This is a genomic window from Blautia sp. CAG:257 (genome assembly GCF_000433815.1).
Classification (GTDB): domain Bacteria; phylum Bacillota; class Clostridia; order Lachnospirales; family Lachnospiraceae; genus Blautia_A; species Blautia_A caecimuris.
This window is the reverse complement of record NZ_HF999018.1, coordinates 1-12,957: the sequence shown is the minus strand read 5'-3', so window position 1 is coordinate 12,957 and position 12,957 is coordinate 1. Positions and strand designations below refer to the sequence as shown.

11 protein-coding genes are annotated in these 12,957 nt (G+C 46.5%); all 11 read right to left on the bottom strand.

Going from position 1 to position 12,957, the window contains the following annotated elements; genetic code table 11:
• Positions 1-22: 22 nt before the first annotated feature.
• Positions 23-919: a bifunctional riboflavin kinase/FAD synthetase gene (locus tag QVP40_RS03685; RefSeq protein WP_022067147.1), complete on the bottom strand. Its 897-nt coding sequence runs from the start codon at positions 917-919 to the stop codon at positions 23-25.
• 21 nt (positions 920-940) lie between these two features.
• On the bottom strand, positions 941-1,828 hold the full coding sequence (gene truB / locus QVP40_RS03680; RefSeq protein WP_022067146.1) for a tRNA pseudouridine(55) synthase TruB: 888 nt from the start codon (positions 1,826-1,828) through the stop codon (positions 941-943).
• The gene (locus tag QVP40_RS03675) at positions 1,825-2,790 is read right to left on the bottom strand and encodes a DHH family phosphoesterase (RefSeq protein ID WP_022067145.1); all 966 of its coding nucleotides are present in this window, start codon (positions 2,788-2,790) and stop codon (positions 1,825-1,827) included. The genes truB and QVP40_RS03675 overlap by 4 nt, the downstream gene beginning before the upstream one ends.
• An 11-nt stretch (positions 2,791-2,801) precedes the next feature.
• Positions 2,802-3,185 (bottom strand): 30S ribosome-binding factor RbfA, encoded by a 384-nt coding sequence (rbfA, locus tag QVP40_RS03670; RefSeq protein ID WP_022067144.1) that lies wholly within the window; start codon positions 3,183-3,185, stop codon positions 2,802-2,804.
• A 12-nt stretch (positions 3,186-3,197) separates the two neighbouring features.
• A complete protein-coding gene (gene infB, locus QVP40_RS03665) occupies positions 3,198-5,918 on the bottom strand; it encodes a translation initiation factor IF-2 (RefSeq protein WP_022067143.1) in 2,721 nt (906 codons plus the stop codon).
• Between the two features lie 13 nt (positions 5,919-5,931).
• Complete coding sequence (locus QVP40_RS03660; protein WP_022067142.1) at positions 5,932-6,249, bottom strand: L7Ae/L30e/S12e/Gadd45 family ribosomal protein; 318 nt, start codon at positions 6,247-6,249, stop codon at positions 5,932-5,934.
• Positions 6,233-6,514, bottom strand: coding sequence for an RNase P modulator RnpM (gene rnpM, locus QVP40_RS03655; RefSeq protein ID WP_138269889.1), 282 nt, complete (start codon positions 6,512-6,514; stop codon positions 6,233-6,235). The genes QVP40_RS03660 and rnpM overlap by 17 nt, the downstream gene beginning before the upstream one ends.
• Positions 6,498-7,733: a transcription termination factor NusA gene (nusA, locus tag QVP40_RS03650; RefSeq protein ID WP_022067140.1), complete on the bottom strand. Its 1,236-nt coding sequence runs from the start codon at positions 7,731-7,733 to the stop codon at positions 6,498-6,500. Before nusA ends, rnpM begins: the two co-directional genes overlap by 17 nt.
• Before the next feature lie 31 nt (positions 7,734-7,764).
• Positions 7,765-8,229, bottom strand: a complete 465-nt coding sequence (gene rimP, locus QVP40_RS03645; protein WP_022067139.1) for a ribosome maturation factor RimP — start codon at positions 8,227-8,229, stop codon at positions 7,765-7,767.
• 165 nt (positions 8,230-8,394) lie between these two features.
• A complete protein-coding gene (locus QVP40_RS03640) occupies positions 8,395-10,641 on the bottom strand; it encodes a DNA gyrase/topoisomerase IV subunit A (RefSeq protein WP_022067138.1) in 2,247 nt (748 codons plus the stop codon).
• A gap of 198 nt (positions 10,642-10,839) precedes the next feature.
• On the bottom strand, positions 10,840-12,765 hold the full coding sequence (locus QVP40_RS03635; protein ID WP_022067137.1) for a DNA gyrase/topoisomerase IV subunit B: 1,926 nt from the start codon (positions 12,763-12,765) through the stop codon (positions 10,840-10,842).
• Positions 12,766-12,957 lie beyond the last annotated feature (192 nt).

Here is a 12,957-nt window from a genome sequence, read left to right as displayed (position 1 = left end):
ACCGGTAGCTGTTCAGAACCGATCAGTCCCTGCGAAAGTATTCCTCGCCCATCCGGATATCCTTCTGTATCTGCTCTTTCAGAGCTTCATAGGAAGAAAATCGCTGTTCTTTTCTGAGAAATTTCCTGAATTCTACAGTACAGTTTTTTCCATAAAGGTTTTTTTCACAGTCAAAAAGATAGGATTCCACTCCGATAAAGTTTTCCCCTACCGTTGGTTTATATCCCACATTGGTAATGCCCGGATAAATCTCCTGTCCGAAGCTGGACAGAGTAATATAGACACCATTTGGAGGCAGAAGCTTTTCCGGCAAGGGGATCAGGTTTGCAGTAGGAAAAAATTCCCGGCGTCCCATTCCTCTTCCATGCTCTACGATCCCGGAAACAAAATAATCAAATCCCAGCAGGGAAGATACTTTTTCCATATTTCCTTTTGCAAGTTCCTCTCTGATATAGGTACTGCTGATCTTCCTGGAACCATCCATCTCCTTTGGAAGGATCTCCACCTCAAATCCATATTTCACGCCGGATTTTTTCAGAAATTCCGGAGTCCCCTTTCGCTCAAAACCAAAGCGAAAATCTTCTCCGATCGCCACGTAGGATGCTTTCAGAGAGCCTGCCAGCACCTGACGGACAAACGTATCCGCCTTCATATGCCTGATGTCACTGGTCAGCGGACATTCCAGCAGGATATCTGCTCCCATGTGTTCCAGAAAATCTCTGCGCTCTGAATTTGTAAGAACTGTTTTTCTGTCAGAAACAAAGGCCAGCACAACTGCCTGGACTCCGGTTTCTTTTTTCCGCTCCAGAATTTTGTCCATCAGTTTCCTGTGTCCCCGGTGGATGCCGTCAAACTTCCCCAGAGTTACTGCACAGTTGTTCAGTCTGGGAAACTGATCTTCGATTCTCATGTATTCCATGTCTTACTCCTGATGTCTGTATTATAAAAACATCTTGACCGGACGGTAGGTTTCACTTGCCTGATGCCACTGGTAAATTCCGATAAACTCACCTTCGCTTGTATACATCCGCACCCATCCGTCTCTGTAGCTGCCTTCTGTCAGCGCCTCTGTTACAGGATTTCCGTTTTTCAGAAGCCTGTCTGCCATTTTCCGACCAAAAAGGACAGGATGCTCTCCCAGGATTTCCTCAATCCCGATCAGATGCTTTTCTATTTCTCCCTGATCCGTAAGCGTCTGGATCTGATCAAGAGTCAGGCTGTCTGCCAGAGCAAACTGACCGGATCTTGTGCGGAGCAGTTCTTCCATACACCCTCCGCAGCCCAGCTTCTGCCCGATATCGTGACAAAGCGTACGGATATAAGTACCCTTACTGCAGGTAACAGAAATCCTTACAAGAGGAAGCTTCATTTCCAGTATGCTGATTTCCCGAAAATATACGGTTCTTGGCTTACGTTCTACAGTTTTCCCTTCTCTGGCCAGTTCATACAGTTTTTTTCCGTCCACTTTCAGTGCAGAATACATGGGCGGGATCTGCTGCTGTTCTCCCAGAAAGCTTTCTGCGGCTTTTTTTACATCCTCTTCCGTAACTGTGACAGGAAGCTCTTTTAATACCGTTCCCGTCATATCCTGGGTATCTGTTTCAATTCCCAGATGCAGAAGCGCCTCATAAGTTTTTTCTTTTTCTGTCAGCATATCCACAAGTCGGGTGGCTTTTCCAAGAACAACAGGAAGAACCCCCTCTGCTTCCGGATCGAGAGTTCCTGTGTGACCGATTTTTTTCATGTGCAGGATTCCGCGGAGCTTTGCCACCACATCATGGGAAGTAAATCCTTTTTCTTTCCTGACGTTCAAAACTCCATCCATCATCTGACTTTCTCCGTGCAGATCTGGCGCTCGATCTCTCTTGTCACATTGTTGATCACATCATACATGGAACCCTGAAGATCGCAGCCGGCAGCTCTTGTGTGTCCGCCTCCGCCAAAATAAACTGCAATTCTGCTGACATCCACATGACCGTTGGATCTTAAGGAAACCTTAAAGGTCTGAGTGTCTGTCTCATAAAGGAACATGGCAACTTCCACGCCTTTAGTAAGACGCAGCTGACTGACGATGCCGTCCAGATCCTTGCCGTCCACACCATAAAACTCCATGTCTTTTTTGCGCAGATAACCGATAATGCACGCGCCGTTCATAAGCAGGATGCTTTCTGCCAGCACTCTTCCCATAACCTGATTCTGAATATAGGTTTTCTCATAAAATGACTGATCAATGATCCGGTTAAACTCAAATCCCGTTTTCATCAGTTCTCCGGCAATTCTCATAGTTTCCGGAGATGTGGAAGAATACTGGAATACTCCGGTATCGTGGATCATGCCCGTATAAATGGCAGCCGCAACCGGACGGTCTACTTTGTCTGCATCCAGAAGTCCGTAAAGGACCTCGCAGCAGGAGCTGACATCCCCTCTTACATGATTGATGTCCGCAAATCCCGGATTGCTGATATGATGATCAATGCACACCGTCTTTTTTGCCCTGTCAAAATATTCGTCTGCCACAGCCAGACGGTCCCACGCGCTTACGTCGCAGGTTACAAAAAGATCAAACTCTCTGTCTCCGTCTGTCTCTGTACGGATATCGCCGATTCTGTCAATATGAGAAAAGACAGGCTTGGGATGATCCAGATATATCCTGACATCAATTTCCGGGAAATGCTCTGTCACATAAAGATACAGCGCCATACAGGAGCCTACACAGTCCCCGTCCGGTCTGATGTGTCCGGCGATTCCCATTGTTTTTACACCAGTCAGTACCTCTGAAATATTCTTCATATCCATCCCTCTTATTCTTCCTCAGGCTTCTCAGAAGAAGCATCTTTTCTGGTCACTTCGTCGATCATTTTCGACATGTTTACTCCATACTCAATGGATTCGTCCAGGATAAAACGGATTTCCGGCGTGTTTCTGAGATTCAGGTTCTTTGCAAGCTGGCGTCTGATATAGCCCTCTGCGCTTTTTAAACCTGTGATCGTGGCTTTTTTTGCCTCGTCATTTCCCAGAACACTGATATATGCCTTACATGTTTTTAAATCAGGAGCCACTTCTACAGCCATGACTGATGTCATGGGATGAATACGGGGATCTTTGATCTCCCCACGGATAATGGAGCTTAATTCTTTCAGAACTTCTCCGTTGATCCTTGTATTCTTAATGCTGTTTTTTCTCATTTATGCTCACTCCTATCTTGGTACCTCTACCATGATATAGGCCTCTACGCGGTCTTCCTCTTTAATATCATTAAAGCCGTCAAATACAAGACCACACTCGTAGCCTGCCTTTACTTCTTTTACATCATCTTTAAATCTCTTCAGAGATGCAAGCTCGCCCTCAAAGATCTGCTCGCCTTCTCTTGTGATACGAACCTTGCAGTTTCTCTGGAAAATACCGTCAAGCACATAGCTTCCCGCAATAGTTCCCACTCCGGAAGCCTTGAACAGCTGACGAACCTCCGCATGACCGATCACCTTTTCCTCGAATACCGGATCCAGCATACCCTTCATGGCAGCCTCCACGTCTTCAATCGCCTGATAGATAACTCTGTACAGACGAAGGTCTACGCCCTCCTGATCTGCAAGCTGTTTTGCCATGGCATCCGGACGCACGTTAAATCCGATGATAATGGCATTTGAGGTAGCTGCAAGAGAAACATCAGATTCATTTACTGCACCAACGCCTCCGTGGATCACACGCACAACAACCTCTTCATTGGAAAGCTTGGTAAGGCTCTGCTTCACAGCCTCCACAGATCCCTGTACGTCAGCCTTGACAATAAGCGGAAGCTCTTTCAGATCGCTTGCCTGGATCTGATCAAAGAGATTATCCAGGGAAAGCTTGCCTTTTGTTTCCTCAAGAAGACGGTTCTTATTCTCAGATACAAAGGCGCCTGCAAAGTTTTTGGCTTCCTTATCGCTTGGGAAGGACATCAGGATCTCACCTGCATTGGGAACATCTCCCAGACCCAGGATCTCAACCGGAGTAGAAGGACCTGCCTCTTTTACTCTGCGTCCCTTGTCATCCATCATTGCACGTACCTTGCCGCTGCATGCTCCTGCCGCAATAAAGTCACCTACATGAAGGGTTCCCTTCTGTACCAGGATTGTGGCAACCGGACCTTTGCCCTTGTCAAGCTGTGCCTCGATCACAAGGCCTCTTGCCGCACGGTTTGGATTTGCTTTCAGCTCGCACACTTCGGCAGAAAGAAGGATCATTTCCAGAAGAGTGTCAATGCCCTCTCCTGTGTGTGCGGAAACCGGCACAAAGATAGTGCTTCCGCCCCAGTCCTCAGGGATCAGTTCATACTCGGAAAGCTCCTGTTTTACTCTTTCTACGTTAGCGCTTGGCTTGTCGATCTTGTTAATGGCAACAATGATCTCTACGCCTGCCGCTTTTGCATGGCTGATGGCCTCTACTGTCTGAGGCATTACACCGTCGTCTGCCGCTACAACAAGAACTGCGATATCTGTTGCATTAGCGCCACGCATACGCATTGCTGTAAATGCCTCATGTCCCGGTGTATCCAGGAAAGTGATCTTCTGACCGCTGTTTTCTACCACGTAAGCACCAATGTGCTGTGTGATTCCGCCGGCCTCTCCTCTTGTTACATTTGTGTTACGGATAGCGTCAAGAAGAGAAGTTTTACCATGGTCAACGTGACCCATAACGCAGACTACCGGAGGTCTGGAAACCATATCGGCCTCATCCTCTTCCTCTTCTTTCAGAAGCTCCCCGATCACGTCTACCTTTTCTTCAGGCTCTGCGATAATGTCATAGCCCAGAGCAATTTCCTGTGCCTTTTCAAAGTCGATCTCATGGTTTACTGTTACCATGGTTCCTTCCATAAAGAGCTTTTTCACAATTACAGAGGGCTGCATTTTCATAGCCTCTGCAAGCTCACGGATGGTCATTTTCTCCGGAAGAGTGATCTCCTTGATCTCCGGCTTCTTCTCTTCCTGCTTCGGCTGCGGAGCCGGCTTCTGAAGGGCTTTCGGAAGTCTGGACATGTTTCTTCTTCCGCCCTGATTCGGTCTGTGTCCGCCGCCCTGGGATTTATCAAAATCTTTCTTTTTGTTTTTGTTTTCTCTGTCGCGCTCTCTCTTGCTGTCCTTGGAAGTCTTTGTCAGCTCCGGAGTAAATACTGCGTCGCCATCGTTTCTTCTTCCTCCCGGACGCTGACCGGAACGGTTTCCGCCTCCGAAACGGTTGTTTCCATCAGGTCTGCCCTGGCCGCCGCCCTGAGGACGTCCCTGGCCTCTGTTGTCAGAAGGTCTTCTGTCTCCGCCGCGGAAATCACGGTTTCTGTCACGTCCGTCACGATTGTTGTCGCGGCTTCCTTCCCTGCGCTCTCTTGGCTGACGGTTCTGGTTTCTTCCGGCTCCTGCCTGCTCCTGGGAAGGTCTGTTCTTTCCTGGATTCTGCGCTGCTGTTTCCGGTGCCTTTGCCTGCTCTGTCGGTTTTTCTGCCGGAGTCTCCGGCTGGCGTTTTACTGCTTCAGCAGGTTTCTTTGGCGCTGTCTCTGTATTTCTCGGCGCTTTTGCCGCCTGCGGGCCTCTTGCGCCCGGTTTCTTATCCTGTGCCTGACGTTTCGGTCTGTTTTTACCTCCGTCGCTGGCATTCTGTGCGTGATACACGCGAATAATATTTTTTTTCTTTTTGGGAGCCTCCGCTTTTTCTGCTTCCGGCTTCGCTGTTACCATCTTTTCTTCTGTTCTGGAATTATCCACCTTGGTAATCTGCTCCTTTCCCCTGTGTAAAAATTTCTGGTTAATATATGCAACAGATGCTTCGTCAAGACTGCTCATATGGCTTTTGACTTCCACACCTTTTTCTTTTAAAGCTTCTATGACTTCTCTGTTCTGTCTGCCGATTCTGGCAGCCAGCTCATGCACTCTGATTTTTGCCATGCGATTTCCTCCTTCAGGTCTGTGATTTCTCAAGTTCCTTCATGATTGCTTTCGCAAAATTTTCATCCTGAACCGCAAGGCTGGCGCGGAACTCCTTTCCGCAGTATTTTCCCAGTTCTTCTTTATCTCCAAAAACATAAACCGGTACTTCGTAAAAATCGCACATGTCCCGGAATTTCTTCCGCGTATTTTCTGACGCGTCTTCGGCCACCAGAACAAGAAAGCCTTTTCCTGTTTTGACGGACTTTTCTGTGGAAAATTCTCCACTGACGGTTTTTCCCGCCCTTGTGGCAAGTCCTACCAATGATAAAACTTTACTGCTGTTTTTCAAGCTTTTCAAACTCCTTTTTCAGGTCTTCATAGACCTCCTGCGGAATCTCTGTTTTCAGTGAACGTTCGATCCCGTGATTCTTTACTGCCTTATTCAGGCATTCCATGGAAATGCACAGGTAAGCGCCCCTTCCGTTTTTTCTTCCGGTAGTGTCCAGAAGAATCTCATTTTCCGGAGTCTTCAAAACCCGCATCATTTCTTTTTTATTTTTCATTTCCCTGCACCCGGTACACTGGCGCATGGGGATTTTAGTTTTCGCCTTCATACTCTTCTTCACCGGATTCTGCGGAAACCTCTGCCTGTTCATCGGCTTCTGTATTTTCCGCCTCTTCAGAAGCTTCTTCTGTTACCTCAGCTTCCTGCTCAGAAACTGTCTCCTGACCATTTTCCTCTTCTCCGTAGTATTCGTCATCCTCATACTCGTCGACATAGTCATACAGTTCGCCGGATTCTCTTGCCTGAGTCTCACTCTTGATATCAATCTTAAATCCGGTAAGACGGGCTGCCAGACGGGCATTCTGACCTTCCTTGCCGATGGCAAGAGAAAGCTGATAATCCGGAACAACTACAAGAGCTGTTTTTTCATCCGGATCTGCCATAACTGCAATAACCTTTGCAGGACTTAAGGCGTTCTCGATCAGGATCGCCGGGTTCTCGTCCCAGTTGATGATATCGATCTTTTCGCCTCGAAGCTCCTCAACAATGGCGTTGACTCTGGCTCCGTTCATACCTACGCAGGCTCCTACCGGATCTACGTCCGGATCGTTGCTCCATACGGCGATCTTTGTACGGGAGCCGGCTTCTCTGGCAATACTCTTGATCTCTACAGTTCCGTCTCTTACCTCTGCCACCTCTGATTCAAACAGACGCTTTACAAGTCCCGGATGTGTTCTGGAAACAAGAATACGCGGTCCCTTGGGAGTATCCTTAACCTCAAGGATATAAACCTTGATTCTCTCAGTAGGATGGAACTCTTCACCCTTAACCTGCTCGTTCTCGCTTAACATACCGTCTGCCTTGCCCAGGTTCACACTGACATTTCTGCCCATGATACGCTGTACAATACCTGTGACAACTTCTTTTTCCTGTCCGTAATACTGATCGTAAAGAACCTTGCGCTCTTCCTCACGGATCTTCTGAAGGATCACATTCTTGGCATTCTGTGTGGCAATCCGTCCGAACTCCTTGGACTGGATCTGAACTTTTACGGTATCGCCTTCCTCAGCATTTGCATTGATCTTCTGCGCATCAATAAGAGAAATCTCCAGCGCCGGATCCTCTACAAAATCTGTTACAATACGCTCCGCATAAACGCTGAAATCGCATGTTTCCGGATCAATGGTCACATGCACGTTATCTGCTTTGCCGAAATGGTTCTTGCAAGCCTGGATCAGTGACTGCTCAATAGCCCCCAGCAGAGTATCCTTACTGATGTTTTTTTCTTTTTCCAGGATATCCAGTGCTTCCATTAACTCTCTGTTCATTTTTCTTCTTTCCTCCTGTTTTTCTACACTGTTAAAATTCGATTTTCAAACGGATCAGGGCAATTTCCTTTTTATCAAATGTGCGTAAAGCACCGTCCTCCTCAATCGTCACACTGTTATCATCATATGCAGTCAGAATTCCGCTGAATTCCTTTTGTTTTTCTATGGGACGGTAGGTACGGAGTTCTACAGCCTTCCCCATGCTTCTGACAAAATCCTTTTCTTTTTTCAGAGGTCTGTCAAGGCCGGGAGAACTGATCTCCATGATATAGCTGTCCTCAATAAAATCATTCTCATCAAGTCTGTCACTGAACTTCCGGCTGACTGCCTCACAGTCGTTTACTGTAATGCCGCCCGGCTTGTCAATGTAGCCTCTCAGGTACCAGTTTCCTGCTTCCTTCACATACTCCACATCCACAAGCTCAAATCCTGCTTCCTCCACAATGGGAGCAAGAAGGGCTTCTGCCTTCTGTTCGTATTCTTCTCTTCTGCTCATGTTTTCCACCTGCCTTTCGCACATACGGATGCCGGATCACACACTGTTATTTCCCGGTGGGTAATCACTTTCGCAAAAAGAGTGGACCGAAGTCCACTCTTATGCTATCCGTTATCATGTTACAATTATCATAGCACCTTCCATAAGGAAAAGCAAGGATTAATTTCAGAGCCTTGGTCTGACCCCTTTTGTATCGCGTTTTGCAAGGCGCACTTTGTTCAGTACATAGGGCTTGTCGCGGAAGGTGATCGTATACTCCTGATGTCCCCCCAGAAGGTAGGCATGTTCCAGATAATCTCCTTCTGCCAGCTTCATTCCTCTGACTCCGATAGAGGTCTTTTTCATAGTGGAAACCTCCTGCTTTAAGAATCTCAGGAAGCTTCCTCCCGCACTCTGAAGAACCACCTGCTCCATTTCCCCGGCGCTGCCCACAAAAATCACCTGATCCTCCGGCGCAAGCTTTGTGGATGCAATGGTGCGCTTGGCAACATCAAACTCTTTGCCTTCCACCAGCTTGCACATGGAAGTTCTGGTTACAAAAAGAAGCGCATCCTTTTTAATCTGGCTGACAGGAGCCACATAAAGAATCTGCTCTGCTGCACTGTCATAATTACTCAGATTGTCTGCAGGCGTTCCTTTGTCCCGGAATCTTACAAGAGGAATGTCCGCAGCTTTAATGGTATGAAGCTTGCCGCTGTCAGTAAAAAGACAGATTTTATCTGTATTCATACAGGTAAACACATAGCGGTTTTCACTGCAGGCAGCTTCTTTGTTTCTTTCATAGGCATTTTTGTCGATCAGCTTCATATAGCCAAAACGGTCCATCAGGAAGCAGACCTCTGTTTCCTCCATTTTTTTCTCCTCGTAAACAGCTTCCTCTGCGTTTTCAATGGAGGTGCGCCTCTTTGTACTGTATTCCTTTTTAATGGCATCCAGCTCTTTTATGATCACTTCTGCCATAGAATCATAATGATCCAGAATATCCTTATAAAGAGCAATATTTTTCATGGTCTGCTCATACTCTGCCTGAAGAGCCTCGATTTCCAGACCGATCAGCTTGTAAAGGCGCATATCCAGAATGGCTGTGGCCTGCTTTTCTGTAAACTGAAGTTTTTTTGCCGCTTTTTCACTTGTCTTTGTCTTAAAGCGGATGCCTTCAGTAACTCCCTGCACAAGACATTTCTTTACCTGTTCCCGGTTTTTGCTGCCGCGGAGGATTTCAATGATCAGGTCGATCACGTCGCAGGCCTTGATAAGCCCCTCCTGGATCTCCTGTTTTTCCAGCTCTCTGCCCAGAAGAGTATTATACTTTCTCGTTGTCACCTCAAAGAGAAAATCCACATGATGCTCGATCACCTGCTTCAGGCTGAGGGTTTCCGGTCTTCCGTCTGCAACTGCCAGCATATTTACGCCAAAGGTATCCTCCAGCCGGGTCTTTTTATAAAGCATATTGGTAAGATTTTCTACATCCGTATCCTTTTTCAGCTCCAGGACAATACGGATTCCCTCCTTGGAGGACTGGTTGGAAATATCCACAATGTCCGTTGTTTTTTTCGTTTCCACAAGAGAAGCCACATCGTTCAGAAACTTGCCGATGTTTGCGCCAAGCATGGTATACGGAATCTCTGTGATCACAAGCTGCTTTTTACCGCCTTTCAGCTTCTCAGTTGTGACCCTGCCTCTGATCCTCAGCTTACCGGTTCCTGTCTCATAAATTTTTTTCAGATCATCCTTGTTGACCACAATTCCCCCGGTAGGAAAGTCCGGTCCTTTAATATAGCGCATCAGGCCTCTGACACTGATCTGATTGTCTTTCATATATGCCTTGACTGCATCGATCACCTCTCCCAGGTTATGAGGAGGGATACTGGTTGCCATACCTACTGCAATTCCTTCCGCGCCATTTACAAGAAGATTTGGGATTTTTACCGGAAGTACAGAAGGTTCCTTTTCTGTCTCATCAAAGTTTGGCACAAAATCCACCACATTTTTATCCAGATCATCCAGAAAAACCTCCTGGGTAAGCTTTTCCAGCCGGGCCTCCGTATATCGCATAGCCGCAGCGCCGTCGCCTTCAATGGAACCGAAGTTTCCATGGCCGTCCACAAGAGTTTTTCCTTTTTTAAACTCCTGAGCCATAACAACAAGGGCTTCATAAATAGAGCTGTCGCCGTGAGGATGATATTTACCCATGGTATCGCCTACGATACGGGCGCATTTACGGTAAGGTCTGTCATAGCGGATCCCCAGCTCATACATATCGTACAGGGTTCTTCTCTGCACCGGCTTCAGCCCGTCTCTTACATCAGGAAGAGCACGGGAAATAATGACGCTCATGGCATAGTCAATATATGATTTCTGCATAATCTCCGAATAATCTGTCCGGACAATATTTTCCTGTTTTGTTTCCATCTGTTATTCCTTTCACTTGTTCCATTGCTGCAGTTCTGGCGCTGCCATTTCTATATTATTTAAAGCAAAGCACTGCATCTGATTTTGATACCGTTCCTGTATTTCTATATCATTGAAACAAAGCACTGATGCCGTTTCTGTCTTTCTATAATCATTGAAACAGTGGGCCGTATACGCTTCTGATACTGTTCCTGTCTTTTATACATCCAGCTCCGCGTCAGCAGCATGTTCATAAATAAAAGCTTTTCGAGGCGGAACATCGCTTCCCATAAGAATCTCCGTAATACTGGAGGCAAGTCGGGCATCCTCGATCTCCACCCGTTTCATTCTTCTTGTCTCAGGATTTAAGGTTGTCTCCCACAGCTGATCCGCATCCATCTCTCCAAGACCTTTGTATCTCTGAAGAGTAAAGCTTCCCGGCTTGTGGGTTTTACGATATTTTTCCAGAGCCTTATCATCATAAAGGTACTCCTCCGGCCCTTTTTTCGGCATGGCTTTATAAAGAGGCGGCATGGCAATATATACATGTCCCTCATAAATAAGCTCCGGCATAAAACGATAAAATAAGGTCAGAAGCAGAGTGGAAATATGGGCGCCGTCCACATCCGCATCTGCCATGATCACGATCTTGTCATAGCGTAGCTTACTGATATCAAAGTCATTTCCATAGCCCTCAGAAAAGCCGCAGCCAAAGGCATTGATCATGGTTTTAATCTCCGCATTTGCAAGCACCTTATCTATGGTAGCTTTTTCTACGTTCAAGATCTTTCCTCTGATAGGAAGTATAGCCTGATAATTCCGGTTACGTGCTGTCTTTGCAGAACCGCCTGCAGAATCTCCCTCTACAATAAAGATCTCACACTGGGAAGGATCCTTTTTTTCACAGTTGGCAAGCTTTCCATTGGAATCAAAAGAATATTTCTGTTTTGTAAGAAGATTTGTCTTTGCCCTCTCCTCGGTTTTACGGATTTTGGCAGCCTTTTCCGCACAAGAAAGAACTGCTTTTAAGGTTTCCAGATTACGGTCAAAAAACAGAACCAGCTGTTCGCCCAGAACCTTTCCCGTAGCTTTTGCCGCATCCTGATTATCAAGCTTTGTCTTGGTCTGCCCTTCAAATCTTGGAGCCGGATGCTTGATGGACACCACTGCTGTCATTCCATTTCGGATATCCGCTCCGGTAAAATTGGCGTCCTTATCCTTTAATACGCCAATCTCACGGGCATATGTATTCATGACAGTAGTAAAAGTAGTTTTAAATCCTGTCAGATGAGTTCCGCCCTCTGCATTGTAGATATTGTTGCAAAAGCCCAGAACGTTTTCACGAAATTCGTTTGTATACTGGAAAGCTGCCTCCACCTGAATGCCGTCTGCCTCTCCCTTTAAAAGAACAGGCTCATGCAGCACCTCAGATTTATGGTTCAGATCACGAAGATAACCCACAATTCCTTCCGGTTCATGGTACTCCTCAGCCTCAGTCTCATCCCCTCTTTTATCCTCAAAGAGAATGGTTAGCTCCGGATTCAGATATGCAGTCTCATGAAGACGGCTTTTTACCTCTGTAGCAGAAAATCTTGTTTTTTCAAAAATCTCCGGGTCCGGCAGAAAATTCACACAGGTTCCGGTCTCCCTTGTACGTCCCAGCTTTGGCAGAAGGCCGTCCTCCAGTTCAATGGTGGGAATTCCTCTTTCATAACGGTCATGGTGTACATAGCCGTCCCTGCTGATCTTAATATCAAGATATGTGGACAATGCGTTAACTACCGAAGAGCCCACTCCGTGAAGACCACCGCTTGTCTTATAGGCAGAATTGTCGAACTTGCCGCCTGCATGAAGGGTGGTAAACACCAGGCGTTCTGCAGAAACGCCCTTTTCATGCATATCCACAGGGATTCCTCTTCCGTTGTCCGCAACTGTACAGGAACCATCCTTTTCCAGAACCACATGGATATTGGTACAGTAGCCTGCAAGATGCTCGTCCACCGCATTGTCCACGATCTCATAAATAAGATGATTCAGTCCCTTTCTTGAAACACTTCCTATATACATACCGGGACGTTTCCGCACTGCCTCCAGTCCTTCCAGAACAGAGATACTGCCTGCATCATACGTTTCCTTCTTTGCCATGACTGTCTTAATTCCTTTCTACTTTTCTTACCTCTTTCAAACATTCGTTCTGTATCATAACCCATTCCTGTATTTTTTGCAACTGTTTTTCTAATAATGGTTAGTTATCCGCATGTTTTTACACAAAACAAAAAATGCAATCAAATCGCTTGATTGCATTTTAACAGCCAGTACGGGAATCGAACCCGTGTT